We start from the raw sequence: 25,585 nt of genomic DNA on the forward strand, positions 1-25,585 counted from the left end.
CCTCCTCTACCGAAGCGAGCGAGCAGATGGGTGACACCCCTCACCGCTCGGCGCACGCCGGCACCGGCGGGACCCGCGTGGCCACGAGCCACGAGTGGCCCGCCGGTGCCTCGGCGCGTGTGGCCGAGCCCTCCGGCATCCCTGGCATCCCCGACAACGGCCTGGGTGGCGGCGGCGGGCTGCCCCGGGCCCGCGCCTTCGGCGCGGAACGCGCGTTCCGTGGCCTGACCCTGGCCGCCGGCACCACCGTCCTGGTGGTCATCGCGGCCATCGCGGTCTTCCTGATCGCCAAGGCCGTGCCGGCCCTGCGGGCCAACAGCGAGTCCTTCTGGACCTTCGAGGGCTGGTTCCCGAACGACGACCCGCCGAAGTTCGGCATCGGCGCGCTCGCCTTCGGCACCGTCCTGAGCTCGCTGCTGGCGCTGCTCATGGCGGTGCCCGTGGCGCTCGGCATCGCCCTCTACCTGTCGCACTACGCCCCGCGCCGCCTGGGCAACGCCCTCGGTTTCCTCATCGACCTGCTGGCCGCCGTGCCCAGCGTGGTCTTCGGCCTCTGGGGCCGGGACTACTTCGCCCAGCCGGTCGCCGACCTGTCGGCCTGGCTGAACAAGTACTTCGGCTGGATCCCGATCTTCGGCGAGGGCCCGTACGGCAGCTCGATCCTGCTCGGCTCGGTGGTGCTGGCGATCATGGTGCTGCCCATCGTCACCTCGCTCTCCCGCGAGGTGTTCCGGCAGACCCCGACCGCCAACGAGGAGGCCGCCCTCGCCCTGGGCGCCACCCGCTGGGAGATGGTCCGCACCGCCGTCCTCCCCTACGGCCGGCCGGGCGTCATCGCCGCCGTGATGCTGGGCCTGGGCCGGGCGCTCGGCGAGACCATCGCGCTGGCGCTGACCCTCGGCTCGACGTACGCCATCTCGTTCAACATCCTGCAGAGCGGTGGCAACTCGATCGCCGCGAACATCGCGAACCGGTTCGCCGAGGCGAACGACACCGGCCGGGGCGCGCTGATCGCCTCCGGCCTGGTGCTCTTCGCGATCACGCTGATCGTCAACATCACCGCGCGGGCGATCATCTACCGCCGCCGCGAGTTCACGGAGTCGGCCGCATGACCACCACCGTCACCTCCCACCGCCCGCAGCCGCCGGCCCAGCCGCTCACGCTGCGGGCCCGGCGACTTCCGGCGTACGCCGCACCCGCCATCGCCGTTGTGGCGCTGCTGGTCTCGGCCGGCATCGTCTACGGCGCCGGCATCGGCGGCCCGGTCCTCGTCGTGGTCATCGCCGCGCTGCTCTACCTGGCCGGCCTCTACACCGCCGCGAAGGCGGTGGAGGGCCGGCGGGCCGCCCGCAACCGGACCTGGAGCGCGCTCATCCACTCCGCCTTCGTGCTGGCGGTGCTGCCGCTGGCCTCGGTGGTCTGGACCCTGGTCAGCAAGGGCACCGAGCGGCTGGACGGCAACTTCTTCGGCACCTCGATGAACAACATCGGGGCCCGGGACGCCAACGGCGGCGCCTACCACGCCATCATCGGCACCCTGGAGCAGGTCGGCATCGCCACGCTGATCACCGTCCCGCTCGGCGTACTCTGCGCGATCTACATCGTCGAGTACGGCCGGGGCCGGTTCGCCTTCACCATCCGCTTCTTCGTGGACGTGATGACCGGCATCCCCTCGATCGTCACCGGCCTGTTCGTGCTGGCCTTCTGGGTGCTGGTCGTCTCGCCGTGGTTCAACGACGGCCGGCCGGGCTTCTCCGGCTTCGCCGCCGCGCTGGCCCTGAGCGTGCTCATGCTGCCGACCGTGGTCCGGTCCACCGAGGAGATGCTCCGCCTCGTGCCGGCCCCGCTGCGCGAGGGCGCCTACGCCCTCGGCGTACCGAAGTGGAAGACCATCCTGCGGGTCGTGCTGCCGACCGCGCTGCCCGGCATCGTCACCGGCATCATGCTCGCCATCGCGCGGGCGGCCGGCGAGACCGCGCCGGTGCTGCTCGTGGCCGGCGGCGGCGCCGCGATCAACTTCAACCCGTTCGAGAACAACCAGTCGTCGCTGGCCCTCTTCGTCTACCAGCAGGCCGGCGAGGCCTCGAAGTACTCGCCGGCGCGGGCGTGGACCGCGGCGCTGACCCTGGTCGCCCTCGTCCTCGTCCTGACCGTCGCGGCGAAGGTGCTGGCCCGTCGTAACCGGCTCGGCCGATGAACCCCGGAGGTACCACCACCATGGCCAAGCGCATCGAAGCCACCGGCGTCTCCGCCTACTACGGCGGGTTCAAGGCGATCGAGAACATCAACCTGACCGTCGAGCCGAAGACGGTCACCGCCCTGATCGGCCCGTCCGGCTGCGGCAAGTCCACCTTCCTGCGGTCGGTCAACCGGATGCACGAGGTGCTCCCGGGTGCCCGGGTCGAGGGCAGCCTGACCATCGACAACCAGGACATCTACGACCGGGACGTCGACGTCACCGCGGTCCGGCGGATGATCGGCATGGTCTTCCAGCGGCCGAACCCGTTCCCCACCATGAGCATCTTCGAGAACGTGGTGGCCGGCCTGCGGCTCAACGGCGTGCGGCGCAAGTCGATCCTGGAGGAGGCCGCCGAGAAGGCGCTCCGCTCGGCGAACCTCTGGGACGAGGTGAAGGACCGGCTCGGCAAGCCCGGCGCCGGCCTCTCCGGCGGTCAGCAGCAGCGGCTCTGCATCGCCCGCACCATCGCGGTCGAGCCGCAGGTGGTGCTGATGGACGAGCCCTGCTCGGCGCTGGACCCGATCTCCACGCTGGCCATCGAGGACCTGATGTTCCAGCTCAAGGACAAGTTCACCATCATCATCGTCACGCACAACATGCAGCAGGCCGCCCGGGTGTCGGACCGGACCGCCTTCTTCTCCATCGAGAAGACCGGCGACCCGGGCCGGCTCATCGAGTACGACAACACCCAGAAGATCTTCAGCAACCCGAGCCAGAAGAAGACCGAGGACTACATCACCGGCCGCTTCGGCTGAGCCGCTGCCGTCCCGGTCCGCGGGGGCCCCGGTCGATCCCGACCGGGGCCCCCGGTGTGTCCGCGCACCGGCTCCGCTCAACGCAGCGCGGCGAAGAACTTCCGCAGGTCCGCCGCCAGCAGGTCGGGCACCTGGTGGGCGGCGAAGTGGCCGCCCCGGTCGTACGTGTGCCAGGAGACGATGTTCTTGTGGTCCCGTTCGGCGAGCGTGCGGATCGACTGGAAGTCCCAGGCGAAGTTGGCCAGGCCGAGCGGCACCGTGGTCGGCTCCGGCGCCGCCGTGCCCCGCCCGTTGACCTTCTGCGTCGGGTGCACGGCCTCGGCGTCCTCGTAGTAGTAGCGGGCCGCCGAGGCGGCCGTGTTGGTCAGCCAGTAGATCGTCGTGTTGGTGAGGACGTGGTCGGGGTCGATCTGGTCACCCATGAGCTGGCCCAGCCAGCCGAGCAGGCCCACCGGCGAGTCGGCCAGCGCGTGCGCCACGTTCTGCGGCTCGGTCGAGTGCAGCTTGTCGTAGCCGCCCCGCCGCTGCACGAACCAGTCGGCGAACGCCACCTTGCCGCGCTCCTCCTCGGTGAGGGCGGCCAGCTCGGCCGGATCACCGGACGGCAGGGAGAAGACCTGCGTGACGTGCACCCCCAGCACGTGCTCCGGGTCGGCCCGGCCCACCTCCGGCGACACGAAGGCGCCGAGGTCGTTGCCGGCCGCGCCGTACCGCTCGTAGCCGAGGCGGCGCATCAGCTCGGCCCAGGCGCAGGCCACCCGGTGGCGGTTCCAGCCGCGTTCCCGCGTCGGCCCGGAGAAGCCGAACCCCGGCACCGACGGGATCACCAGGTGGAAGGCGTCGGCCGGGTCGCCGCCGTGCGCCCGCGGGTCGGTCAGCGGGCCGATCACGTCGAGCCACTCCGCGACGGTGCCCGGCCAGCCGTGGGTGAGGATCAGGGGGGTGGCGTCCGGCTCGGGCGAGCGGACGTGCAGGAAGTGCACCCGCTGGCCGTCGATCTCGGTGGTGAACTGCGGGTACGCGTTGAGCCGCGCCTCCCACTCCCGCCAGTCGTAGGTGGTGCGCCAGCGCTCGGCCAGCCGCCGCACCCAGCTCAGCGGGACGCCGTACTCCCAGCCGGGCGGGATCGGGCCGGCGGGGGCGGCCGCGTCGGGGTCGGCGGGCAGCTCCTCGGCCCAGCGGGTCCGGGCCAGCCGGTCGGCGAGGTCGTCCAGGTCGGCCTGCGGGACGTCGATACGGAACGGGACGATCGCGGTGTTGTCTGCCATGCCTCTGAGCGTAGGAAGAATTTAGGAACGTTCCGTTCCTAATGGGCTGGCAGCATCCGGGAAATGTTGGAGACCTCGGCGCGGCTGCTGCGCCTGCTGTCGCTGCTGCAGACCCCGCGCGACTGGACCGGCGCCGAACTGGCCGAGCGCCTCGCGGTGAGCACCCGGACCGTGCGCAACGACGTGGAGCGGCTGCGCGAGCTCGGCTACCCGGTGCACGGCACCCGGGGCGCGGTCGGCGGCTACCGGCTGGGCGCCGGAGCGGCCCTGCCCCCGCTGCTCCTCGACGACGAGGAGGCGGTGGCGGTGGCGGTCGGGCTGCGGACCGCCGCGGGCGGCAGCGTCGCCGGCATCGAGGAGACCTCGCTGCGCGCGCTGGCCAAGCTGGAGCAGGTGCTCCCCCACCGGCTGCGCCGCCGGGTCACCGCCCTGCACACGCACACCGTCCGCGTGCCGCACGACCAGCCCGGGCCGACCGTGGACGCCGGGACGCTCAGCGTGATCGGGGCGGCCTGCCGGGACCGGGAGCGGCTGCGGTTCGACTACGTCCGGCACGACGGGACCGCCGACCGGCGGGACGTCGAGCCGTACCGGCTGGTCAACTGGGGCCGGCGCTGGTACCTGGTGGCCTTCGACCCGGCGCGGGACGACTGGCGCACCTTCCGGGTGGACCGGATCAGCCCGCGTACCCCGACCGGCCCGCGGTTCGCGGCGCGCGAGCTGCCCGGGGACGTGGTGGACCGGGTGCGGCACGGGGTCTCGTCGGCCGCGTGGCGGCACCGGGCGCGGATCCGGGTGCACGCCCCCGCCGAGGTGGTGGCCGACCGCATCAACCCCGCCGTCGGCACCGTCGAGCCGGCCGGCGACGCGGCCTGCCTCCTGCACACCGGTGCCGACCGGCTGGAGACGATCGCAGTCTGGCTCGGCCTGCTCGACCTCGACTTCACCGTCGAGGACCCGCCCGAGCTGGCCGACCTCCTGCGCTCCCTCGCGGAGCGCTACCTCCGCGCCGCCGGCTGACCCTCAGGAGAGGCGGAAGCGGGGCGCCTCGGCGTCGGAGAGGTCGAGGTGCGGGGTGACCGGGGTGCCCGGGTCGCGCCCGTCCGCCGCGCGGGCCACGCCGGCCAGGTCGCCGGCGGCGGCGACCTCGCCGAGGGTCACCATCGTGGGCGGCAGCATGGTCAGCTCGCCGGCCTCCGCCCGCGCCAGGGCGTCCGCCGGGCGCAGCCACAGCGTGTGGTCGGCCTCGCCGGAGACGTCCCGGGTCCGCTGCCCCTCGGGCAGCAGGGCCACGAAGAAGTACGTGTCGAAGCGGCGCGGCTCGAACTCCGGGGTGATCCACCGGCTCCACGGCAGCAGCAGGTCGGACCGGAGGGTGAGCCCCTTCCCGGCCAGCAGGTCGGCGAAGCCGGTCCGCCGGGCCACCAGGTCCTGCCGGGCCGCCTCCCAGTCGTCCCCGCTCACGTCCCCCACCACGGTCCCGCCGTCCGGGCCGGCCAGCAGCACGCCCGCCTCCTCGAAGACCTCCCGGGCGGCGGCGCAGACGACCGCCTGCGCGGCGGCCGGGTCGAGGCGGAGCCGCTCGCCCCACCCGGCCGGTGCCGGGCCGGCCCAGTCCAGGTGCGCCTGCGAGTCGGAACGGTCCACGCCGCCGCCGGGGAAGGCGTACATCCCGCCGAAGGTCATCGCGGCCACCCGCCGGATCAGGTACACCTCGAAGTCGGCGCCGGCCGGGCGGAGCAGCAGCACGGTGGCGGCGACCCGCGGCAGGGCCGGCACACCACCCTCGGCGCGGAACCGGCGGGCGTGCTCCACCAGGGCGGGGGGTGCGGCGAAGCCGTCGATCGTCATGCCCCGAGCCTAGTTCCCGGCTCATGGATCATGCGTTCACGCGGTGGCGGCCCCAATCTTGGAGGGTTGCCGTTCGTGAGGAACGACAACTCTCCAAGATCACGCCGGCGGGGCGGACGGTCGACGGCGCGACCGTGCCGAGGAGCGGTCGGGACGGCCGTGCTCACCGGAGCCTCAGCGCGATGGCGCGGGCCTCCTCGTCGGTGAGCGGCAGGAACCAGAGGAAACGCTTGACGATCTCGGGCGGGGTAGGACCGCCGGGTCTTCCGCGAAGGTCCCGGATCGCCCTCCGGGTGATGCGGGAGAACTCGGGGATGAGAGTCGCCCGACGTTCTGCCGTCGTGGGCGCGGACCGGAGCACCGGACACGGCCAGGGCTGGCCGCACTGGTCGCACGCCCAGGCCGGGCCGTTCGCGACGTGCGCCGAAGGAGGAGCCGGACGGGAAGGCGCCTGCCGGCGCGACACCGGAACGACCTTCGTCACCCGGCCCGCGCCTCGGTGGGGCGGATTCACCGGCCCGATCGGTCCCGGCACAACCGCGAGGGCTGGCGGCGGGTCACGCCGCGGCTGCGCGGGCTTCGGCTGTGGCGTCTGGTCGGGCATGGCGCTCCCCTCGTGCGGCGGTCAGGGAGGGGCCGTCGCTTGAGTGCTCGCCCACGGCGACGGCCCCACGGAACGCGACCGCCGGGCTTCGCCTCCACCAGCCGCGCTTCTACGCGAAACGCTCGCAGCGAGGTGCGGACGGTTGAACCGCCGGCGTGCGACCATCGAGGGACGTCTAGGAAAGGTCCCTCGATGCCACGAAACGACGTGCTGCGCGACGCGCTGACAATGGCGGGCATGACGGTTGGCGACCTGGCCGCGAAGTGCCATGTGGACGCGAAGACGGTCGAGCGGTGGATCAGTCGCGGTCGCCTTCCCCATCCACGTTCCCGAGTGCGCGCCGCGGAGGTGCTGGGTAAGGATGTTGACGTGCTCTGGCCCGAAGTTGTGCGCCGCGCAGTCAAGGTCGGAAACGACCGCGAACTCGTCGGCGTCTACCCCCGTCGCTCTGACCTTCCGCACTCGCTGTTCCGCGACCTCATCGAACGGGCTGGCACCCGGCTGTGGTTCGGCGGATACACCAGCTACTTCCTCTGGCTCGAAAATTCCCACGCCGCCGCCACGCTCGGTGCGAAGGCCCGCGATGGCGCGGATGTGCGCTTCCTCCTGGGCGACCCCGACAGCACGGTGACGGCCGACCGCGACCGCATCGAAGCGACACCGCTCAACCTCGCTACCCGCATCGCGATGTCCCGGGCGGAGATCGCAAAGTCACCGACCGAACTACCCGTGCGGTTGTCCGACCGGCACATCGCCATGTCCGTGTGGATCTTCGATGACGAGGCGGTCGTAGCAACACACATCGGCGCATCACTCGGTCAGGATTCAGTGACCTTGCACCTGCGCCGCCGCGATGCGGGCGGGCCTTTCGACCGATACGTCGAGCACTTCGAGGCTCTCTGGGCAGACGCCAAGGTCGCCGAGCACAGCTGACCGGTCACGGGGCTGCGCCCACCGATGCCGCATGGCAGGGTCGTGGCCCATGATCGATGATTTCGCGAAAGAGTATCTGCACAGCGACCTGCGCGACATCCGCGAGACGATGCTGTGGAAGCTCGACGGATTGTCCGAGTACGACGTACGCCGCCCCCTGACCGCGAGCGGAACGAACCTTCTCGGCCTCGTGAAGCACCTGTCGATCACGGAGGCCAGGTACTTCGGCGAGGTCTTCGGCCGGCCGTTCCCCGAGCCCCTGCCGCCGTGGGACGCCCCCGACGACGGCACCGACATGTGGGCGAGCGAGCACGAGACGCGCGAGGAGATCATCCAGCGCTACCGCCGGGTGTGGGCGCACTCGCACGCGACGATCGAGGCCCTCGCCGTCGACGCGCCCGGCCACGTGCCCTGGTGGCCACGCCCGAACGTGAAGCTGTTCAACATCCTGGTCCACGTGCTCAGCGAGACGAGCCGGCACGCCGGCCACGCCGACATCCTGCGCGAACAGCTCGACGGCTCCACGGGGGCGGCAGCCGAGTACGCGCACCTGGAACCCGACCGGGCGACCTGGGCCGCGCGGTGCGCGACGATCGAGGCGGCCGCCCGGGCAGCCGCCGCCGGCGCGCCGCACTGAGCTTTCCCGACGGGTGGATCTTCGTGCCGGTCGCCCGACGGTCCGGGATAGCGTGCCGGCATGACGCGTTGGGGAATCCTGGCCACCGGAAACATCGCCGCCCGCTTCGCCGAGGACCTGCGGCTGGTGCCGGGGGCCGAGCTGGTGGCGGTCGGCTCGCGTACCCGGGAGAGCGCCGAGCTGTTCGCCCGCCGGCACGACATCCCCCGGGCGTACGCCTCCTGGGCGGAACTGGCCGCGGACCCGGACGTGGACGTCGTCTACGTCGCCACCCCGCACGCCGCGCACCACGAGGCGGCCCTCACCTGCCTGGCCGGCGACAAGGCCGTGCTGGTGGAGAAGCCCTGCACGCTCGACCTGGCCACCACCACGGAGCTGGTCGAGACGGCCCGCGCCCGCGGCCTCTTCCTCATGGAGGCCATGTGGATGCGGACCAACCCGCTGATCCTCCGCGTGCTGGAGCTGATCGGGGACGGCGCGATCGGCGAGGTGACCCACGTCCGGGCGGACTTCGGCGCGGCCGGCCCGTTCCCGCCGGAGCACCGGATGCGGGCCCGCACGCTGGGCGGCGGCGCCCTGCTCGACCTCGGCGTCTACCCGCTGAGCCTGGCCCACCTGGTCCTCGGCGTGCCGCAGCAGGTGCGGGCCTGGGCGAAGCTCAGCCCGGAGAAGGTGGACGAGAACACCGGCATCGTCCTCGGCTGGGACTCCGGGGCGGTGGCCACGCTGAGCTGCGGGATTGTCGGGGCCACGGCGATCACCGCCGCGATCACCGGCACGACCGGGCGGATCGACCTGCCGGAGCCGTTCTACCGGCCCGGCGCCGCGGTGCTGCACCGGCTCGGCGCCGAGCCGGAGACCATCCCCGCCGACCTGACCGGCGGCGGCTACCAGTACGAGGCGATCGAGGTGCAGCGCTGCCTGGCGGCCGGTCTGATCGAGAGCCCGCTGGTGCCGCACGCCGCGACGCTGGAGGTGATGGGCCTGCTGGACCACATCAAGGACCGGATCGGCGTCTCCTACGCGTGAGGGGTCCCCCGCGACGACGGGGGACCCCTGCAGCGTCAGGCGCTCAGAACAGCGGGCGGACCAGCAGGTACGCCAGGCAGGCGATGGCCGCGGAGGCCGGGAACGTGATGATCCAGGCGATCACGATGTTGCCGGCCACGTTCCAGCGGACCGCGGAGAGCCGCTTGGTCGCGCCCACACCCATGATCGCCGAGGTGATCGTGTGGGTGGTGGAGATGGGGGCCTTCAGCACCAGGGCGTTGAAGTAGAGCACGGCGCTGGCCACGGTCTCGGCCGCGAAGCCCTCCGGCGGGCCCAGGTCGATGATCTTCCGGCCCAGGGTCCGGATGATCCGCCAGCCGCCCGCGTAGGTGCCGGCCGCCAGCATGGCCGCCGAGGTCCAGAACACCCACTGCGGGATGTGCGTCTTGTTGTCCTGGTACCCGCCCGTGTAGAGGGCCAGCACGATGATGCCCATGGTCTTCGCGGCGTCCTGCATGCCGTGGCCGACCGACATGGCAGCGGCCGAGGCGGTCTGCGCCCAGCGGAAGCCCCGGTTCAGCTTGCCGGGCTGCCCCTTCCGGAACAGCCACAGGATGGCCAGCATCACCAGGAAGCCGAGCACGAGGCCGACCACCGGGGACAGCACCATCGGGATGAGGACCTTCTCGACGATGTTGCCCCACTGCACGACGCCGTCGGCGGCGAACAGGGTGGCGCCGACCAGGCCGCCGAACAGGGCGTGCGAGGACGACGACGGCAGGCCGAAGTACCAGGTGATCAGGTTCCAGGCGATCGCGCCGAGCACGCCGGCGAAGACCACCCCGAGGCTGGCCACCCCGGGCGGCAGGGTCACCAGGCCGTCGCCGACCGTCTTGGCCACCCCGGCGCCGAAGTGCGCGCCGACGAAGTTGCCGACGGCGGCCAGCGCGAGGGCGACCCGGGGTGTCAGCGCCCGGGTGGACACGCTGGTGGCGATCGCGTTCGCCGCGTCATGGAAGCCGTTCGTGTAGTCGAACGCCATGGCGACCACGATCACCGCCAGCACGGCGATGAGTTCGGGGGTCACGGGCTCAGGACTCCTTGACCGCGATGGTCTCGACGGTGTTGGCCACGTGCTCGAAGGCGTCGCAGGCGGCCTCCAGCTCGTCGGCCACCTCCTTCATCTTCAGCACCGTGAGCGCGTCGTACTCACCGCTGAAGAGGCGGACCAGCAGCATCCGGTACGCCTGGTCACCGTCGTTCTCGAGGCGGTTGCACTCGATCCAGTAGTCCTCGAGATCCTTCATCGACTTCAGCCGGGGCATCGCCTCGGCGGTCAGCTTCGCCTGCTGGTCGAGGACGTTCACCAGCTCGTGCATCTCGCGCGGCAGCGACGGCAGCTTGGTGAGGCCGTAGAGGTAGAGCAGGTTGCCGACCGCCTCCAGGTGGTCCATCACGTCGTCGAGCAGCGAGCCCAGACGGTAGATGTCCTCCCGGTCGAACGGCGTGATGAAGGTGGAGTTGATCTTCTTGTAGAGCTCGTGGGTGATCTGGTCGCTGTCGTGCTCGACCTCGGTGAGCCGCTCGCTCACCGACTGGACCTCGACGTCCGGCAGGCCCAGCTCGTTGAGCAGCTCGGTCCCCTTCACCAGGTTCTGCGCGGCCCTGGTGAAGAGCTCGTAGAAGGCGCCCTCGGTGGGACGGAAGGAAAACTTCACAGCACGGACCTCGTCGTGTCGGTGGAAGGGTGGCGGTCGCCCGAGAGGACGCCTGCTCTGCGCATGCTAGGTACCCGGTGGAACCGGGCAGCCGCCGGCCCACCCCTGGTCAGGCCCGATTCACCGCTCGTTCACCTGCCGTTCACCTTGCCCCGTACCGCCCTCGCTCCGCAGCCGGTCCCGCTCCCGCGCGAGGTCGAAATCGGCAGGCGGATACCCCAGATCCAACCCGTCGAACGTCTCCCTGAGCAGGTGCGCCACCGCCCAGTCGCGGTACCACTTCCGGTCCGCCGGCACCACGAACCAGGGCGCGTCGTCCGGGCCGCACCGCTCGATCGCCTCGGCGTACGCGGCCTGGTAATCGTCCCAACGGGCCCGGGTGTCCAGATCGCTCGGGTTGTACTTCCAGTACTTCGTCGGGTCCGTGAGCCGCTCCATCAGCCGCTCGCCCTGCTCGGCGTGCGAGATGTGCAGCATGACCTTGACCACGGTCACCCGGCTGCCGGTCAGCTCCCGCTCGAAGTCGTTGATCAGGTCGTAGCGGCCCCGCCAGGTGGCCTCGTCGACCAGGCCCTCGACCCGGGCGATCAGCACGTCCTCGTAGTGCGAGCGGTTGAACACGCCCACGTAGCCGGGAGGCGGGAGGGCCCGGCGGATCCGCCAGAGGAAGTCGTGCCGCCGCTCCTCCTCGGTCGGCGGGCCGAACGAGCGGATGTGCAGCCCGAGCGGGTTCATGGCCCCGGCCACCCGCTTGACCGTGCCGTCCTTGCCGCCGCAGTCCATGGCCTGGAGCACCAGCAGCACCCGGCGCGGGCGGTCGCCGGCCAGGTCGGCCTCGGCCTGGGTGGGTGCGCTGGTCGCGCTGGCCGGGCCGGCCGCGCCCTTCGCGGTCGCGTACAGCATCTCCTGCTGCCGGCCGAGCTCCGCGCCGAGCAGCTCGACCTGCCCGCGCGCCCACTCCTTGCGCCGCTTGCCGCGCCCGGCCGCCGCGGGCAGCCCCGGGGTCGACCGCGGATCCACCGCCGCCAGGTCCACCGCGCCCGGGCCCGCCCGGAGCAGTTCCCGCATCGACCCGCCCTCGGGTCGCACCACCTCGTCGACACCGCTCATCCCACGATCCTCACCCACCCCGCCCGCCCCCGCCTCCCGAGGGATGTCACGGCCGGGGGCGGCGGGGCATCCGGAGGTACGGGGAGAATGGAGGCCCGGGCGGGAGGAGCACGACGTGCACGAGCGGGCGGCGGAGTTCGAGGCGGAACGCGGGCACCTGCTGGCGGTCGCGCAGCGCATGCTGGGCAGCCGGAGCGAGGCCGAGGACGCGGTCCAGGAGACCTGGCTGCGCTACGCGGGCGCGCTCGGCGACCCGGCCGCCCGGGAACAGATCCGTGACCTGCGCGGCTGGCTCACCACCACCTGCTCGCGGATCTGCCTCGACGTGCTCCGGTCCGCCCGCGTACGGCGCGAGGCGTACCCCGGTCAGTGGCTGCCGGAGCCGGTGGTGAGCGCGGCGCCGACCGCGGACGGGTTCGCCCCCGACCCGGCCGAGCGGGCGGTCCGGGCCGACCAGCTCGGCACCGCCCTGCTCGTGGTGCTGGAACGGTTGACCCCCGAGCAGCGGGTGGCGTTCGTGCTGCACGACGTCTTCGCCGTGCCGTTCGCCACGGTCGCCGAGGTGCTCGGCACCACCCCGGCGGCGGCCCGGCAGCTCGCCTCGCGCGGCCGCCGCGCGGTCACCGCGCCGGACGTCCCCCGGCACACGGCCGACCTGGCCGAGCAGCACAAGGTGCTCGCCGCGTTCGTGGCGGCCGTCGAGTCCGGCGAGCTGGACCGGCTGGTCGAGGTCCTCGCCCCGGACGTGGTGGTGATCGGCGACAGCGGCGGGCACTTCCCGGCCGCCCGCCGGCCGGTAGTCGGCGCCGAGCTGGCGGGCCGGTTCATCCTCGGCCTCTTCGGCCAGGCCGCCCGCTGGGGCGGCCCGCTGCACGCCCGCCCGGTGCTCGTCGACGGCACGCTGGGCTGGCAGGCGGAGACGGCGTTCCGGGACGGGCGGCCGTTGCGGATGGTCACCTCGTTCGCCGTGCACGAGGGGCGGATCACCGGCGTGTTCAACCAGCTCAACCCCGAGAAGGTCGCCCACCTGGACGCGGTGGGGGCCGACGAGGACTGGCCGCCGCGCTACTGAGGGCGGCTCAGACCACCAGGGCCAGCCACTTCCGGTAGGAGGTGGCGAACGGTTCGGTGCCGTCGTCGAGCGCGCCGAGCAGCCAGCGGGCCGCGGCCTCGGCCTCGGCCACCACGTCGTCCGGGTAACCCCAGCGGGCCCGGTGCTCGGCGAACTCGTCCTCGTCGCGCAGCTCGACCAGGCCGGTCTCCCGCCGGCGCACCACGTCCAGGTCGAGATCGACCAGGTGGACCGTCTCCTCGCCCTCCCAGCGGGCCGGGGTGGCGATGTCGCAGTAGACCTCGCTGGTGCGCGGGGGCGGGTTGAACATGCCCGTCCACCAGCCCTGCCGGGGCACCAGCAGGACGAACGGGATCTGCTCCACGGAGGGCCGGCCGTGGTAGACCGACTCGGTGCCGGCCGGGACGCCGAGCCAGACGCCGAGGTCGTCCTCGGCGAGGCGGCGGGCCGGGTAGTCGCGGTGTGCGCTGCCGTCGTACTTGCGGTAGATCACGCGGACCACGTCGCTCGGCATGACTGGCACCCTAACCGATTCCGGCCACGCGACGCGATCGGCGGGTAACCGGACGCGACAGGCCGGCCACGCCACGCGGCGGAGCGGCAGGCCCCCTGTCGGCGGAGGCGGGTACGGTCGCACGGTGACCGCGCCCCGCACCGCCACCGGCCCCGTCCCGAAGAAGCGCCGGGGCGGCCGGCCCGGCGGCGCCGAGCTGCTGGCGGCCGCGGTCGGCGCGGTCCCCGGCGGCGCGGCCCGCCCCGGCCAGCAGCAGATGGCCGAGGCGATCGAGCGGAGCATCGCCTCCGGCGAGCACCTTCTGGTGCAGGCCGGCACGGGCACCGGCAAGTCGCTGGCCTACCTGGCCCCGGCGCTGACCGTGGACGGCCCGGTGGTGGTCTCCACCGCCACCCTGGCGCTGCAGTCCCAGCTGGTCGACCACGACCTGCCCCGGCTGGCCGACGCGGTCGAGCCGGTGCTCGGCCGGCGTCCCACCTTCGCCGTGCTCAAGGGGCGGCACCACTACCTCTGCCTGGCCCGGCTGGACAGCTCGGTCGAGGAGGAGCCCGAGGACACCCTCTTCGACGCGCCGCGGTCCGCGGGCGGCACGAAGTGGCTCGGCGAGGCGGGCCGGCTCGGCAAGCAGATGCAGCGGCTGCGCGACTGGGCGGAGAAGACCCCCACCGGCGACCGCGACGAGCTGGACCCGGGCGTGGACGACCAGGTGTGGCGGAGCATCTCGATGCCGGCCCGGGAGTGCGTGGGCGCCACCCGCTGCCCGTTCGGCCAGGAGTGCTTCGCGGAGGCGTCCCGGGCCCGCGCCCGCGAGGCCGACATCGTGGTGACCAACCACAGCCTGCTCGCCGTCGACATGCTCGCCGGCCGGCACATCGTGCCGCCGCACAAGCTGCTCGTGGTCGACGAGGCGCACGAGCTGGCCGACCGGGTCTCCTCGGCGGCGCAGGCCGAGCTGGAACCCCAGCTCATCGACCGGTCCGCCCGCCGGGCCCGGCCGCTGCTCCGCCCCGAGGTGGCCGAACGCCTCACCGAGGCCGGCGACGCGCTCGCCGTGGGGCTGGCCGAGGCGCCGGCCGGGCGGATCACCGCCGGCCTGCCGCCCGCGCTGCGCGAGGCGTGCACCCTGCTCGACGCCGCCACCCGGGCCGCGCTGGAGGCGATCGGCGACGTCAAGGCCGACGACCCGGACCCGGTGCGCAAGCAGCAGGCGAAGGCCGTGCTCGACGAGCTGTCGAAGACCGCGCAGCGGCTGCTGGAGGAGGCCGACCACGACGTGGCCTGGGTGGAGAAGCCGGAGAACGGCAGCCGCCGGGCGCTGGTGGTGGCGCCGCTCTCGGTCGCCGGCACCCTCGCCACCCACCTCTACGACGAACGCACAGTGGTCGCCACCTCGGCCACCCTGGCGCTGGGCGGCCGGTTCGACACGGTGGCCCGGGCACTGGGGCTGGACGCGCCGCCGCCCGCCCCGCCGTCCCCGGCCGCCGCCGCCCTGGCCACAGCGGCCGCCGCCGGCCGCGCCGGCACCACACCGCCGGTGGCGAGCACCGACGGCAGCCGGGCGGCGATCGGCACCGTCCCGGCCACCGAGGGTCCCGGCTGGACGTCGCTCGACGTCGGCTCGCCCTTCGACTACGCCCGGCAGGGCATCCTGTACGTCGCCGCGCACCTGCCCCGGCCCAGCGTCTCCGGGCTGCCCGAGGCGGCCGGCGAGGAGCTGCTGGCGCTGGTCGGCGCGCTCGGTGGGCGTACCCTCGGGCTCTTCTCCTCCCGGCGGGCCGCCCAGCAGGCGGCGGAGCTGCTCCGGGCGCGCACCGACCTGCCGGTGCTGCTCCAGGGGGAGGAGGCGCTGCCGCTGCTGGTCCGCCGGTTCCGCGAGCAGCGGGAGAGCTGCCTGTTCGGCGTGATGTCGCTGTGGCAGGGGGTGGACGTGCCGGGCGATTCCTGCCAGCTCGTGGTGATCGACCGGCTGCCCTTCCCCCGCCCCGACGAGCCGCTCGCAGCGGCGCGGGCGGCGGCCGTGGACGCCGGCGGCGGCTCCGGTTTCGCGGCGGTGAGCGTGCCGATCGCGGCGGTCCGGCTGGCCCAGGGGGTCGGCCGGCTGATCCGGGCCACCGGCGACCGGGGCGTGGTGGCGGTGCTCGACTCCCGGCTGGAGACCGCCCGGGGCTACGGCCCGTTCCTGCGCCGCTCGCTGCCCCCGTTCTGGTACACCACCCGTCCCGACGTGGCCCGGGGCGCGCTGGAGCGGCTCGGAAAGAGCTGACGCCCGCGCCTGCCCCCGGCGGGGGCGACGCGGGCGTCCAGTGCTCGGCCGGTCAGGGGGCCTGGGAGGCGACCACCACGGCGTCGGGCGGGGTGTCCGGCACGGTCCGCGCGGCCAGCCGGCGGACCGCGGTGTTGAGGACGGCGATCAGCGGCACCGCGACCAGCGCGCCCGCGATGCCGGCCAGCACCACCCCGGCGGCGATGCCGATGATCACGGCGAGCGGGTGGATGGCCACCGCCCGGCCCATGATCAGCGGCTGGAGCACGTGCCCCTCGACCTGCTGCACACCGATCACCACGCCCAGGATGATCAGCGCCGTCACCGGGCCGCTGTCGACAAGCGCCACCAGCACGGCCACCACGCCGGACAGGAAGGCACCGACGATCGGGATGAACGCGCCCAGGAAGACCAGCGCGGCCAGCGGGAACGCGAACGGGATGTCGAAGATCACCAGGAAGATGCCGATGCCCACGGCGTCGATGAAGGCGACCAGAACGGTGGCCCGCACGTAGGCGCCGAGCGTCGACCAGGAGGCCCGGCCCGCGTCGTCCACCTTCCAGCGGGCCTTCACCGGCAGCAGCCGGACCAGGAACCGCCAGATCTTGCTGCCGTCCCGGAGGAAGAAGAAGGTCGCGAAGAGCACCAGGACCGTGCCGGTGAGCACCTCGGCCAGGGTCGCCGCGGTGTTGAGCGCCCCGCTGGTGAACTTCTCGGTGTTGTCGTTGATCCAGCTCTGCGCCTCGTCGATGTAGCGGTTGAGCTGGCTGTCGGAGAGGTGCAACGGGCCGGTCTTGAGCCAGTTCTGGATCTGCCGGACGCCCTCCGACGACTTCTCGCTCAGCTCCGGCACACCCTGGATGAACTCGTTCACCACCAGGGTCAGCGTGCCGATCACCGCGGCCAGGCCGCCGACCAGCACCACGCCGGTGGCCAGCGAGCGGGGCAGGCGGGCCCGGAGCAGCCAGCCGACCGCAGGGGCGAGCAGCGCGGAGAGCAGCAGCGCGACCGCCAGCGGGATGATCACGATGCGGATCGTGCCCACGATCTTGAGCAGCGACCAGGTGACGATGCCGACGACGATGAGCCGCCAGCACCAGGCCGCGGCGATCCGCAGCGCGTGCGGCACCTCCACGTCGTCCTGGCTGTTCGTCGAGGCGTGCACGGGGGCCGGAGGCTCCGCGCCCACCACGGTCGCCGCCGGAGGCGCCACCGGGCCCGGCGAGGACGGCGAGGCCAGGCGCGACTCGTCCGCCGACCGGTCCGGGTCCGCCCGCCGGGCCCGCGCCGACTCGCGGCCGGACTCGTACGCGCGGCGGAGCCGTCCGCGCATCCGCTCGAAGCGGCTCAAGCGCACCTCCCGCAAACTGGTCCGCCCACGACACAGGGGGGACAGGATACGTCCGTCCGCCCCACCCTAGGGCGACTCCGCCACACATTGCCCCCCTGCCGCTCCGCCCAACCACACCGGGATCGACCGGCGGGCACGCGGTAGCGTCTTCGCGTGACCGCCGACCAGAACCTCGACGCCGGCCTGCCGATCCGCCTGCTGCACGACCGCGTGCTGGTGCGCACCGAGAACGGCGAGGGGGAACGCCGTTCCACCGCCGGCATCGTCATCCCGGCCACCGCCGCCGTCGGCAAGCGGCTGGCCTGGGCCACCGCCGTGGGCGTCGGCCCGCACGTCCGCTCCATCGTCTCCGGGGACCGGGTGCTCTTCGACCCCGACGACCGCTCCGAGGTCGAGCTGCACGGCCGGGCGTACGTCCTGCTCCGCGAGCGCGACGTGCACGCCGTGGCGGCCGAGCGGGTGGAGAAGGAGCCGACCGGCTCGACCGGCCTCTACCTGTAGGGCCGGCCCCGCCGTTTGCGCCGCCGCCCGCCGGGAAGCCCCAGGCACGACCGCGCCCTGGGGAGGGACCATGCCGGTAGTCGTGAAGAAGATACTCGCCTGGGGATTCCTCGCGTTCCTGATCTACTTCATGGCCTTCCGGCCGGACGGCGCGGCCCAGCTGTTCAAGGGGATCGGAGTGGCCCTGATGGCCATCGCCCAGGGGCTCGGCGATTTCCTCACCGGCCTGATGACCTGACCCGCTCCGCTCCGGCCGGAGTCAGGCCGGGGGCCAGGGGGCGGCCGAGCGGTGGCCGTGCCAGCCGGACGGGCCGTAGCCGGGCGGGAAGGCCGGCGGTGGCGGCGGGGCCAGCACCACCGGGATCGGCACCACCGGCTCGTCCGGGGCCTCGACCGGGCGCCGTGACCCGTCCGGGAAGCGCAGGTGGTAGCGCTGCCCGTCCCAGACCCCGACCGGCGCCTGCGGGTCCCGGCCCACGAAGAACGCCCGGTACGCCCCGATCGCGTCCAGCAGCTCCCGCTCCTCCCGTGCCGTCCGGTCCCGCTCGGCGGGCTTGCGGTCCAGCCCCCGGCGCATCCCGTCGCGCAGCAGGGCCAGCCGGGTAGCGGCGAACTGGTAGCCGCGCATCGCCTTCACCCCACCGTCGCCGGCCACCCGCCGCGCCCAGGTCCGGGCGGCGTGCCGCCGTCCCAGGCTGCCCAGCGCGGCCACCTCGGGTGGGGTGAGCCAGCCCGCCCGGACGTAGTCCGGCAGGGTCCGCTCGGTGAGCCGCCCCTCCCAGGCGCGCAGCCAGACGGCCAGCCCGACCATGCCGAAGAAGATCGGCACCATCACGCCGATGTAGCCGTAGAGCGCGATCAGCGGCTGCCCGGTGGCGGCGGCCAGCGACGGCAGCAGGTTCCAGGTGCCGTGCAGCATCATGGCCAGCAGCAGGCCGGCGATCGGGGCGAGGAAGCGCACCCGCCGGTCGGCGGTCCGCGCGGCGACGCCCAGCCCCACACCGGTCATCGAGGTGAACAGCGGGTGGGCGAAGCCGAAAAGCAGGATCCGCACGATGAAGATGGCGATCACCTGACGCGCGCCGGTCGCCGGGCCGTACTCCTCGACGCCCGTGCGGTAGCCGTAACCGCCCAGGTAGAGGATGTTCTCCACCATGGCGAAGCCGACCGCGGAGAGCCCGCAGTAGACCAGGCCGTCGGTGATCCCGGAGAACTCCCGGCGCCGGAAGATCAGCAGCAGGAGCGGGCCGGCCGCCTTCGTCAGCTCCTCGATGAACGGGGCGACCAGCACGGCGGTCAGCGCCGAGGGCAGCCCCCAGCGGTCGAACAGCCGGGCGCCGGTCTCGTTGACCAGCAGCGAGATGGCGGTGGAGACGAACGCGCCCCAGGCGAAGCAGAAGATCAGATACTTCAACGGCTCCGGCTCGTACCGGTCGAGCCAGAGGAAGCAGGAGACCAGCACCGGCACCGGCAGAATCGCCGCGATGACGCCGACCAGCAGCGCCTCCGCGCCGAGGCTCTCGCCCAGCGTGAAGACCATGAAGACCGCGCCGGCCGCGATCAGCAGCACCACCCCGGCCAGCGCCAGGAACCGCCGCCAGCCGAGCCGGCGCAGCGGCATCCGGGGAGCCGGCGTGCCGGGCGGAACGGCGGGCGCGGTCGGCGGCGGCGGCAGGGCTCCGCCGGGCGGGGTGACGGCCATGCGGTCAGCGTAGTCACCCGCGACCCACTGGTCCGGTCGCATCGCGACCGCTATGCTCCCGGTCAGGTCACGAGTGCCAGCGTCAAGCCCCGGCTTGCTGGCCGGCAACCCTCGTCGAGTTCGCGGTGGGGTGCCCCGGGTGATGACCGGGCCCAGCCCGATCCGCGTGCTGGGCAAGCGCGGACCCCGTCCCGGTGCCCACCCACCCGGGGTCCCCCTGGACCCGGGAGGCTCCGCATGACCGTCACCCTCGTACCCTCGCTGCCCACGCTCGTCACCCCGAGCCGGCCGGACCCGCTCGGCGTGCTCGGCGTACCGGGGGAGATCAACCTGGACTACGCGGCCAGCGCGCCGTGCGCGCGGGCCGCGGCCGACGCGGTGGCCGAGCTGCTGCCCTGGTACGCGAGCGTGCACCGCGGCGCCGGCGCGCTGTCGCGGCGCTGCACGCTGGCCTACGAGCGGGCCCGGCAGACGGTCGGCGACTTCCTCGGCGCCCGGCCCGACGACCACGTGATCTTCACCCGGAACACCACCGACGCGCTGAACCTGCTGGCCCGGGCGCTGCCCGCCGGCACCACGGTGGTCACCTTCGCCGGCGAGCACCACGCGAACCTGCTGCCCTGGCCGCGCGGCTCGGTCCGGCTCCCGGTGCCGGACGGCCCCGGCGGCGCGGTCCGCTCCCTCGACGCCGCCCTGAGCGAACTGTCCCGCGACGCCCGGCCCGGCCTGCCCGTGCTGGTGGCGGTCACCGGCGCGAGCAACGTGACCGGGGAGCGCTGGCCGGTCGCCGACCTGGCCCGGGTCGCCCACCGGCACGGCGCCCGGATCCTCGTGGACGCCGCGCAGCTCGCGCCGCACGCCCCCGTGGACCTGGCCGCGCTGGACGTCGACTACCTGGCGCTCTCCGGCCACAAGCTGTACGCCCCGTTCGGCGCCGGCGTGCTGGCCGGCCGGTCGGACTGGCTGGACGCGGCCCCGCCGTACCTGGCCGGCGGCGGGGCCACCAGCCACGTCGGGGCGGCCACCCACGAGGTGCGGTGGGCCACCGGTCCCGCCCGGCACGAGGCGGGCACCCCGAACCTGCTCGGCGCGGTGGCCCTGGCGGCGGTCTGCGAGGCGCTGGCCGGCGCCGACCGGGACGCGCTGCACGCCCGCGAGCAGGCGCTGGTGGCCCGGCTCCGGGCGGGCATCGCGGCCCTGCCGCACGTGGTGGAGCTGCGCACCTTCGGGCCGGACGCGCCGCGGGTGGGCATCGTCAGCTTCGTGGTCGCCGGCCGGGACTCCGCCGAGGTGGCCGCCCACCTGGCGACCGCGCACCGGATCGGCGTCCGGGACGGCCTGTTCTGCGCCCACCCGCTCGCCCGCCGCCTGCTCACCGAGGCGGCCACCCGCAGCGGCCGCCGGGACCTGCCCCCCACGGCCCTCCGCGCCAGCCTCGGCCTCGGCACCACAAGATCCGACGTGGACGCCCTCCTGACGGCCCTGGCCACCCTGTCCTGACCCGCCGGGCCTGCCACCCGGCCCTGCCCGCCCTGCCCTGCCCGCCCTGCCCCGCTCCGCTCCGCTCCGCTTCGGTGATCATGAAGTTAGCGGCACTGGAAAGCGCCTTCCCTGGCGCTAACTTCATGATCACGGGGGCGAGCGGGGGCGAGCGGGGGCGAGCGGGGGGCGAGCGGGGGCGAGCGGGCACCGGATCGGACGGGCACCGGGGAGGGCCGGGGTCGGGCGGTCGGGCGCGGGTCAGCCGACCGGGGGTGCGGTGGGGGGTTTCGGGGCGGGTTCCTGCTCGGTGGTTTCGCCGGAGCGCTGCTCCCGGTCGCCGAAGGACTGGCGGACCAGGCGGTTGGCGTCCTCCTGGTCGATGCCGGAGGCCACCAGGAGGTCGCTCGCCGTGGTCCGCACCTGGGCGATCACCACGCTGCCGGAGAATCCCACCCCCTCGGCGTACGCCCGGCCGGCCTCGCTGACCGCGCGCAGGGATCGTTCCCGGGCCTTCTCCGGTTCCTCGCCGACGGCGAACTCGTGCCGCAGCAGGCGGACCGACTCGGCCAGGTGGGCGATCGAGTCGGGCATCGGCTCCGGGATCGGCTCCTCGTCCTCGATCATGGTGACCGAGCGGCGGATCAGCGTGCCGCTGTTCCGCATGGCCCGGTCGATCGGGTCGGCCGCCTCGGCGTAGTGGGTCAGTTCGTCCCGGCGGTGCCAGCGGGCCGGCGAGATGGTGATGGTCTCCTTGGCGCCCTCGATCGCCTCGGAGAGCGCCGCCAGCTCCTCCTTGTTCTCCCGGAGCCGGAACAGCGCCTGCTGGGCCGTGCCCCGGTCCCGGTTGCGCAGCGCGTCCGCGCAGATGTCGAGCTGCCCGGCGAGCAGGTCCAGCGCGGGCCGGGCCGCCCGGTTGATCACCCGTAGCGGGTTGAGCGGCAGCAGGATCGCGGTGACCAGCAGCGCGATGCCGCCGCCGAGGAACGCGTCGACGAAGCGGGGGATCTCCAGGTTCTGGGTGGACGGGCTGAGCGTCACGATCAGCACGGCGGTGGCCGCCGCCTGGATCACGATGGCCACGCTCGCCCCGGCGAAGACGGTCAGCAGGATCGCCGCGGTGACCACCAGGCCGAGCTGCCAGGCGCCGGTGCCCAGGAAGTAGATCAGCAGGTCGCCGACGGCGACCCCGACCGCCACCCCGACGATCAGCTCGACGGTACGGCGGAACCGCTGGCCGACCGAGGCGGCCAGGGTGCCCACCGCCGAGATCGGCGCGAACACCGGCTGCGGATTGTTCAGCAGCCGGTGGGAGATCAGGTAGGCCAGCCCGGCCGCGAGGCCCGCCTGGAGCGCCAGGCCGGCCGCGGTGCGCACCCGGTGCAGCCGGTCGTGCAGTGTGGCCTTGCCCCGGTGCCGGAGCTGCTCCACGGCCTCGGAGATCCGCGCCCCGTCGACGTCGACCAGACCCTCCCGCAACGGGGTACGCCGGAGGAACTGCGGTCGACGGTCCCGGGCCACGGCCATGGCCGGTACTACCCGTCCCGCCCGCGCTGAATCCTCGGTACCGGCCGGGGTGGGGCAGACTGCGCAGGGTGGACGAGCTGATCGATAGGTGGCGGGACGCGAGCCGGGCGGCGGGGGCGACCGATCCGGACGGTGTCGAGCGGGCCGGGGCTCGGCTGCTGGCGGGCTGGCGGGAGCCGCACCGGCACTACCACACGGTGATCCACCTGCGGGCCGTGCTCGACGTGGTCGACGCGTACGCCGGGTCGGCCCGCCGCCCGGACCTGGTCCGGCTGGCGGCGTGGTGCCACGACGCGGTCTACGACCCGCGGGCCGGCGGCGACGCCAACGAGCGGGCCAGCGCCGAGCTGGCCGGGGAGCTTCTCACGGCCGCCGGGTTGCCCGCGGACGCGGTGGCCGGGGTACGCCGGCTGGTGCTGCTCACCGCCGGCCACGCGGTCGGGCCCGACGATCCCGACGGGGCCCTGCTCTGCGACGCCGACCTGGCGGTCCTGGCCGCCCCGGCCGCCGACTACGACCGCTACGCCGCCGCGGTCCGACAGGAGTACGCGCACGTCCCCGACCCGGACTTCCGCGCCGGCCGGGCCGCCGTGCTGGGCGGCCTGCTGGCCCTCCCGGCGCTCTACCGGCTTCCCGGGCCGCACGCCCGCTGGGAGCCCCGCGCCCGCGCCAACCTCACCCGGGAACTGGCGACCCTGCGCTGATCCCGGGGCTCCGCGGCGCCGCCGGCGACCCCGCGCCGACCCCGGGGCTCCGTGGCGCCACCGGAGCGGCGGGATCGGTGACCGCCCGGGGCTTGGGGCGGCGCAGGTCGGCGGCGCGGAGGAGGCGGACGATCTCGCGGGACGGGACGAGCCGGGCACCAAGCCAGACGGCCATCGGGACGCGTTCGGCGGGGAGGTCGTAGTGGTCCCGGTCGAAGCCGCGCCGGGGCAGGCCGAGCGCCTCGGCGAAGGCGTGCAGCTCGGCGTACGAGACGTCGCTGACCAGGTGCGACCAGAGCCGCCCCCGCCAGGGCACCGCGGGCGGGTCCAGGTAGAGCATGACGACAAACGGTACGCCCGGTTGGTCATCCCCGCCGGCACGACCTAGCCTTCCCGGCATGGCCGCCCATCCCCTCGTCGACGACCTGCGAACCGCTCTCGGTGACGCCGCCGTGCTGACCGACCCGGACCTGCTGGCGACCCACTCGCGGGACGAGGCCGACCTGTGCGAGGCGGGCACCCCGCTGGTGGTGGTCCGCCCGCGCGAGACCGCGGACGTCGTGGCGGTGGTCCGTGCGGCCGCCCGGCACGGCGTACCCGTGGTGCCGCAGGGGGCGCGGACCGGGCTGGCCGGCGCGGCGAACGCGGTGGACGGCGCGGTGGTGCTGAGCACCGTGGCCATGGACCGGATCCGGGAGGTCGACCCGGTCAGCCGGATCGCCGTGGTGCAGCCCGGCGTGGTCAACGCGACGCTGGCCCGGGCGGTCCGCGAGCACGGCCTCTGGTATCCGCCCGACCCCGGCTCCTGGGAGTCGTCCACCATCGGCGGCAACGTGGCCACCAACGCCGGGGGCATGTGCTGCGTGAAGTACGGCGTGACCACCGAGTACGTGCTCGGCCTGGAGGTGGTGCTCGCCTCCGGCGAGGTGCTGCGCACCGGCCGGCGCACCGCCAAGGGCGTCGCCGGCTACGACCTGACCCGGCTGTTCGTCGGCTCGGAGGGCACCCTCGGCGTGATCACCGAGGTGACCGTGGCGCTGCGCCCGGCGCCCGAGGAGTCGCTGACCCTGGTGGCGGTCTTCCCCACCACGGCGGCGGCCGGCACGGCCGTGGCCGGGATCGCCGCGCGCGGGCTCACCCCGAGCCTGCTGGAGCTGCTGGACCGCACCCACCTGCGGGCCATCGAGGCGTACCGGCCCATGGGGTTGCGGACCGACGCCCAGGCGCTGCTGCTGGCGGCCGTGGACACCGGCTCCCGGGCGGCCGACGACCTGGCCCGGCTCGCCGAGGTGTGCACGGCGGCCGGGGCCGACGAGGTCTACGCGGCCACCGACGCGGCCGAGGCGGCCGCCCTGCTCCAGGCCCGGCGGCTGGCCCACCCGGCCATGGAGAAGTTCGCCGCGGACGCCTTCCCCGGCGGCAACGGCGGCCTGGTCATCGACGACGTGGCGGTGCCGCGGGGCGCGCTGGCGGCACTGCTCGACGGCGTGGCCCGGATCGCCGAGGAGTGCGCCGTGCCGATCGGCGTGGTGGGGCACGCCGGCGACGGCAACATGCACCCGAACATCGTGGTCGACCGGGCCGACCCGGCCAGCCTGGCGCGCGGGCGGCGGGCCTTCGACGAGGTCATGCGGCTCGGGCTGGAACTGGGCGGCACCTGCACCGGCGAGCACGGCGTCGGCCTGCTCAAGCGGGACTGGCTGGCCCGGGAGATCGGCCCGGTCGGCGTACGGGTGCACCAGGCGATCCGGGCCGCGCTGGACCCGGCGGGGCTGTTCAACCCCGGCAAGGTGTGCTGAGGCTCAGCCCTTGTCCTCGGCCGGGGTGGCCTGGGTGATCAGCAGCAGGACCTGGTAGGCCACCGGAGGCTTCGGCTCGCCCGGGCAGTCCTGAATGGTGACGGTCAGCCCCGGCGGGATCAGCAGCGTCGAGGTCAGGGCGTCGATGCAGCCCTGCTTGTAGTGCCGGGCCTCGTCGGTCTCCTGCGCCAGAGCCGGGTCGGCGAGCATCCGCTGCAACCGCTGCGTCTGCTCGGGAGTGAGCGCCCCGGTCGAGTCCACCCCGTCGCCCGCGCAGTCGCGGCACTGCCACCGCCCGGACGGCTCCACCTCCAGGGTGCGCGGCGGCCCGCCCGGCCCGACCTGCTGCACCAGGGAGACCCGCCGCCCGTCCGGCGTCGGTGAGGGCGCACCCGCCTCGCCCGGTGTGGTGGCACCCTCGGCGCGACCGAACAGCGAGCAACCGGACACGGCGACCGCCAGGAGGACGCCGACGGACAGAGCGCGGACGCGCGACCATGATGGGCGAACCACGCGGGGAAACCTACACTTCCGTAGGTAAGGCCGGAACCCTCCGGACCGACGTTAC

The 25,585-nt window shown here is 73.9% G+C and carries 25 protein-coding genes and 1 riboswitch; of the genes, 14 read left to right on the forward strand and 11 right to left on the reverse strand.

Annotation, left to right across the window (positions count from 1 at the left end; all coding sequences use genetic code 11):
• Positions 1–26: 26 nt before the first annotated feature.
• From pstC to pstB, 3 genes are read left to right on the forward strand one after another with little or no spacing between them, the layout of a single operon-like run.
• Positions 27–1,112 carry a phosphate ABC transporter permease subunit PstC gene (pstC, locus tag ACZ6PY_RS12485; RefSeq protein WP_466071611.1) on the forward strand — a complete coding sequence of 362 codons (1,086 nt, stop codon included), beginning with the start codon at positions 27–29 and terminating at the stop codon, positions 1,110–1,112.
• Complete coding sequence (gene pstA / locus ACZ6PY_RS12490; protein WP_466071612.1) at positions 1,109–2,197, forward strand: phosphate ABC transporter permease PstA; 1,089 nt, start codon at positions 1,109–1,111, stop codon at positions 2,195–2,197. The genes pstC and pstA overlap by 4 nt, the downstream gene beginning before the upstream one ends.
• 20 nt (positions 2,198–2,217) lie before the next feature.
• Positions 2,218–2,994: a phosphate ABC transporter ATP-binding protein PstB gene (pstB, locus tag ACZ6PY_RS12495; RefSeq protein WP_262282849.1), complete on the forward strand. Its 777-nt coding sequence runs from the start codon at positions 2,218–2,220 to the stop codon at positions 2,992–2,994.
• Positions 2,995–3,071: 77 nt separating this feature from the next.
• Here pstB and ACZ6PY_RS12500 read toward each other — a convergent pair whose 3' ends face one another.
• Positions 3,072–4,262, reverse strand: a complete 1,191-nt coding sequence (locus ACZ6PY_RS12500; RefSeq protein WP_466071614.1) for an epoxide hydrolase family protein — start codon at positions 4,260–4,262, stop codon at positions 3,072–3,074.
• Between the two features lie 63 nt (positions 4,263–4,325).
• Between ACZ6PY_RS12500 and ACZ6PY_RS12505 the strand changes: the two genes are divergently transcribed.
• Positions 4,326–5,282 carry a helix-turn-helix transcriptional regulator gene (locus ACZ6PY_RS12505; protein WP_466071616.1) on the forward strand — a complete coding sequence of 319 codons (957 nt, stop codon included), beginning with the start codon at positions 4,326–4,328 and terminating at the stop codon, positions 5,280–5,282.
• Positions 5,283–5,285: 3 nt separating this feature from the next.
• Here ACZ6PY_RS12505 and ACZ6PY_RS12510 read toward each other — a convergent pair whose 3' ends face one another.
• The gene (locus tag ACZ6PY_RS12510) at positions 5,286–6,113 is read right to left on the reverse strand and encodes an NUDIX hydrolase (protein WP_466071618.1); all 828 of its coding nucleotides are present in this window, start codon (positions 6,111–6,113) and stop codon (positions 5,286–5,288) included.
• Between the two features lie 796 nt (positions 6,114–6,909).
• Between ACZ6PY_RS12510 and ACZ6PY_RS12515 the strand changes: the two genes are divergently transcribed.
• The 3 genes from ACZ6PY_RS12515 to ACZ6PY_RS12525 are packed head-to-tail and all read left to right on the forward strand — an operon-like array spanning position 6,910 to position 9,316.
• Positions 6,910–7,650, forward strand: a complete 741-nt coding sequence (locus ACZ6PY_RS12515) for a helix-turn-helix domain-containing protein (protein ID WP_466071620.1) — start codon at positions 6,910–6,912, stop codon at positions 7,648–7,650.
• 49 nt (positions 7,651–7,699) lie between these two features.
• Positions 7,700–8,287 (forward strand): DinB family protein, encoded by a 588-nt coding sequence (locus ACZ6PY_RS12520; protein ID WP_466071622.1) that lies wholly within the window; start codon positions 7,700–7,702, stop codon positions 8,285–8,287.
• Between the two features lie 60 nt (positions 8,288–8,347).
• Positions 8,348–9,316 carry a Gfo/Idh/MocA family protein gene (locus tag ACZ6PY_RS12525; protein ID WP_466071624.1) on the forward strand — a complete coding sequence of 323 codons (969 nt, stop codon included), beginning with the start codon at positions 8,348–8,350 and terminating at the stop codon, positions 9,314–9,316.
• Between the two features lie 43 nt (positions 9,317–9,359).
• Here ACZ6PY_RS12525 and ACZ6PY_RS12530 read toward each other — a convergent pair whose 3' ends face one another.
• From ACZ6PY_RS12530 to ACZ6PY_RS12540, 3 genes are all read right to left on the reverse strand, one after another.
• Complete coding sequence (locus ACZ6PY_RS12530) at positions 9,360–10,364, reverse strand: inorganic phosphate transporter (protein ID WP_466071625.1); 1,005 nt, start codon at positions 10,362–10,364, stop codon at positions 9,360–9,362.
• A gap of 4 nt (positions 10,365–10,368) precedes the next feature.
• On the reverse strand, positions 10,369–10,995 hold the full coding sequence (locus tag ACZ6PY_RS12535; RefSeq protein ID WP_148431186.1) for a DUF47 domain-containing protein: 627 nt from the start codon (positions 10,993–10,995) through the stop codon (positions 10,369–10,371).
• 120 nt (positions 10,996–11,115) lie between these two features.
• Positions 11,116–12,105, reverse strand: a complete 990-nt coding sequence (locus ACZ6PY_RS12540; RefSeq protein ID WP_466071626.1) for a PPK2 family polyphosphate kinase — start codon at positions 12,103–12,105, stop codon at positions 11,116–11,118.
• 115 nt (positions 12,106–12,220) lie between these two features.
• On the opposite strand from ACZ6PY_RS12540, the gene sigJ reads away from it, so the two are divergent.
• Positions 12,221–13,177, forward strand: coding sequence for an RNA polymerase sigma factor SigJ (sigJ, locus tag ACZ6PY_RS12545; protein ID WP_466071627.1), 957 nt, complete (start codon positions 12,221–12,223; stop codon positions 13,175–13,177).
• A 7-nt stretch (positions 13,178–13,184) separates the two neighbouring features.
• Here the strand turns inward: sigJ and ACZ6PY_RS12550 are convergent, their stop codons facing one another.
• The gene (locus ACZ6PY_RS12550; protein ID WP_262282840.1) at positions 13,185–13,691 is read right to left on the reverse strand and encodes a DUF402 domain-containing protein; all 507 of its coding nucleotides are present in this window, start codon (positions 13,689–13,691) and stop codon (positions 13,185–13,187) included.
• A 124-nt stretch (positions 13,692–13,815) separates the two neighbouring features.
• Here ACZ6PY_RS12550 and ACZ6PY_RS12555 point away from each other — a divergent pair, with 124 nt between their 5' ends.
• Positions 13,816–15,954 (forward strand): ATP-dependent DNA helicase, encoded by a 2,139-nt coding sequence (locus tag ACZ6PY_RS12555; RefSeq protein ID WP_466071628.1) that lies wholly within the window; start codon positions 13,816–13,818, stop codon positions 15,952–15,954.
• 52 nt (positions 15,955–16,006) lie between these two features.
• Here the strand turns inward: ACZ6PY_RS12555 and ACZ6PY_RS12560 are convergent, their stop codons facing one another.
• The gene (locus ACZ6PY_RS12560; RefSeq protein ID WP_466072072.1) at positions 16,007–17,287 is read right to left on the reverse strand and encodes an AI-2E family transporter; all 1,281 of its coding nucleotides are present in this window, start codon (positions 17,285–17,287) and stop codon (positions 16,007–16,009) included.
• Between the two features lie 171 nt (positions 17,288–17,458).
• Here ACZ6PY_RS12560 and ACZ6PY_RS12565 point away from each other — a divergent pair, with 171 nt between their 5' ends.
• Together ACZ6PY_RS12565 and ACZ6PY_RS12570 are read left to right on the forward strand one after the other, a co-directional pair.
• Positions 17,459–17,806, forward strand: a complete 348-nt coding sequence (locus tag ACZ6PY_RS12565; RefSeq protein WP_151463382.1) for a GroES family chaperonin — start codon at positions 17,459–17,461, stop codon at positions 17,804–17,806.
• A gap of 82 nt (positions 17,807–17,888) precedes the next feature.
• Complete coding sequence (locus tag ACZ6PY_RS12570) at positions 17,889–18,044, forward strand: hypothetical protein (protein WP_466072097.1); 156 nt, start codon at positions 17,889–17,891, stop codon at positions 18,042–18,044.
• A gap of 21 nt (positions 18,045–18,065) precedes the next feature.
• On the opposite strand, the gene ACZ6PY_RS12575 is transcribed toward ACZ6PY_RS12570, so the two are convergent.
• Positions 18,066–19,550, reverse strand: a complete 1,485-nt coding sequence (locus ACZ6PY_RS12575) for a PrsW family intramembrane metalloprotease (RefSeq protein ID WP_466071630.1) — start codon at positions 19,548–19,550, stop codon at positions 18,066–18,068.
• Between the two features lie 23 nt (positions 19,551–19,573).
• Positions 19,574–19,694, forward strand: a riboswitch (SAM riboswitch).
• Positions 19,695–19,745: 51 nt separating this feature from the next.
• On the opposite strand from ACZ6PY_RS12575, the gene ACZ6PY_RS12580 reads away from it, so the two are divergent.
• Entirely contained in the window at positions 19,746–21,008 is a 1,263-nt protein-coding gene (locus ACZ6PY_RS12580) for an aminotransferase class V-fold PLP-dependent enzyme (RefSeq protein WP_466071631.1), read from the forward strand.
• 240 nt (positions 21,009–21,248) lie between these two features.
• Here the strand turns inward: ACZ6PY_RS12580 and ACZ6PY_RS12585 are convergent, their stop codons facing one another.
• Positions 21,249–22,508 (reverse strand): FUSC family protein, encoded by a 1,260-nt coding sequence (locus tag ACZ6PY_RS12585; RefSeq protein WP_466072073.1) that lies wholly within the window; start codon positions 22,506–22,508, stop codon positions 21,249–21,251.
• 74 nt (positions 22,509–22,582) lie between these two features.
• On the opposite strand from ACZ6PY_RS12585, the gene ACZ6PY_RS12590 reads away from it, so the two are divergent.
• A complete protein-coding gene (locus ACZ6PY_RS12590) occupies positions 22,583–23,218 on the forward strand; it encodes an HD domain-containing protein (RefSeq protein WP_466071632.1) in 636 nt (211 codons plus the stop codon).
• Here the strand turns inward: ACZ6PY_RS12590 and ACZ6PY_RS12595 are convergent.
• Positions 23,190–23,558, reverse strand: coding sequence for a DUF4031 domain-containing protein (locus ACZ6PY_RS12595; RefSeq protein ID WP_466071633.1), 369 nt, complete (start codon positions 23,556–23,558; stop codon positions 23,190–23,192). The two genes, ACZ6PY_RS12590 and ACZ6PY_RS12595, sit on opposite strands and share 29 nt — an antisense overlap.
• 58 nt (positions 23,559–23,616) lie before the next feature.
• Here ACZ6PY_RS12595 and ACZ6PY_RS12600 point away from each other — a divergent pair, with 58 nt between their 5' ends.
• Positions 23,617–25,017 (forward strand): FAD-binding oxidoreductase, encoded by a 1,401-nt coding sequence (locus ACZ6PY_RS12600; protein WP_466071634.1) that lies wholly within the window; start codon positions 23,617–23,619, stop codon positions 25,015–25,017.
• A 3-nt stretch (positions 25,018–25,020) separates the two neighbouring features.
• Here the strand turns inward: ACZ6PY_RS12600 and ACZ6PY_RS12605 are convergent, their stop codons facing one another.
• The gene (locus tag ACZ6PY_RS12605; protein WP_466071636.1) at positions 25,021–25,530 is read right to left on the reverse strand and encodes a hypothetical protein; all 510 of its coding nucleotides are present in this window, start codon (positions 25,528–25,530) and stop codon (positions 25,021–25,023) included.
• Positions 25,531–25,585 lie beyond the last annotated feature (55 nt).

This window comes from Micromonospora sp. NPDC048907 (assembly GCF_055586885.1).

Excerpts from the sequence above, each read along its gene's own strand:
- ACZ6PY_RS12560 (WP_466072072.1), bottom strand. The coding sequence starts at position 17,287 with ATGCGCGGACGGCTCCGCCGCGCGTACGAGTCCGGCCGCGAGTCGGCG.
- ACZ6PY_RS12580 (WP_466071631.1), top strand. The coding sequence starts at position 19,746 with ATGACCGTCACCCTCGTACCCTCGCTGCCCACGCTCGTCACCCCGAGC.
- ACZ6PY_RS12550 (WP_262282840.1), bottom strand. The coding sequence starts at position 13,691 with ATGCCGAGCGACGTGGTCCGCGTGATCTACCGCAAGTACGACGGCAGC.
- pstC (WP_466071611.1), top strand. The coding sequence starts at position 27 with ATGGGTGACACCCCTCACCGCTCGGCGCACGCCGGCACCGGCGGGACC.
- ACZ6PY_RS12540 (WP_466071626.1), bottom strand. The coding sequence starts at position 12,105 with ATGAGCGGTGTCGACGAGGTGGTGCGACCCGAGGGCGGGTCGATGCGG.
- pstB (WP_262282849.1), top strand. The coding sequence starts at position 2,218 with ATGGCCAAGCGCATCGAAGCCACCGGCGTCTCCGCCTACTACGGCGGG.
- ACZ6PY_RS12575 (WP_466071630.1), bottom strand. The coding sequence starts at position 19,550 with ATGCGACCGGACCAGTGGGTCGCGGGTGACTACGCTGACCGCATGGCC.
- ACZ6PY_RS12500 (WP_466071614.1), bottom strand. The coding sequence starts at position 4,262 with ATGGCAGACAACACCGCGATCGTCCCGTTCCGTATCGACGTCCCGCAG.
- ACZ6PY_RS12505 (WP_466071616.1), top strand. The coding sequence starts at position 4,326 with ATGTTGGAGACCTCGGCGCGGCTGCTGCGCCTGCTGTCGCTGCTGCAG.
- ACZ6PY_RS12595 (WP_466071633.1), bottom strand. The coding sequence starts at position 23,558 with ATGCTCTACCTGGACCCGCCCGCGGTGCCCTGGCGGGGGCGGCTCTGG.
- pstA (WP_466071612.1), top strand. The coding sequence starts at position 1,109 with ATGACCACCACCGTCACCTCCCACCGCCCGCAGCCGCCGGCCCAGCCG.
- ACZ6PY_RS12510 (WP_466071618.1), bottom strand. The coding sequence starts at position 6,113 with ATGACGATCGACGGCTTCGCCGCACCCCCCGCCCTGGTGGAGCACGCC.
- ACZ6PY_RS12600 (WP_466071634.1), top strand. The coding sequence starts at position 23,617 with ATGGCCGCCCATCCCCTCGTCGACGACCTGCGAACCGCTCTCGGTGAC.
- ACZ6PY_RS12525 (WP_466071624.1), top strand. The coding sequence starts at position 8,348 with ATGACGCGTTGGGGAATCCTGGCCACCGGAAACATCGCCGCCCGCTTC.
- ACZ6PY_RS12520 (WP_466071622.1), top strand. The coding sequence starts at position 7,700 with ATGATCGATGATTTCGCGAAAGAGTATCTGCACAGCGACCTGCGCGAC.
- ACZ6PY_RS12515 (WP_466071620.1), top strand. The coding sequence starts at position 6,910 with ATGCCACGAAACGACGTGCTGCGCGACGCGCTGACAATGGCGGGCATG.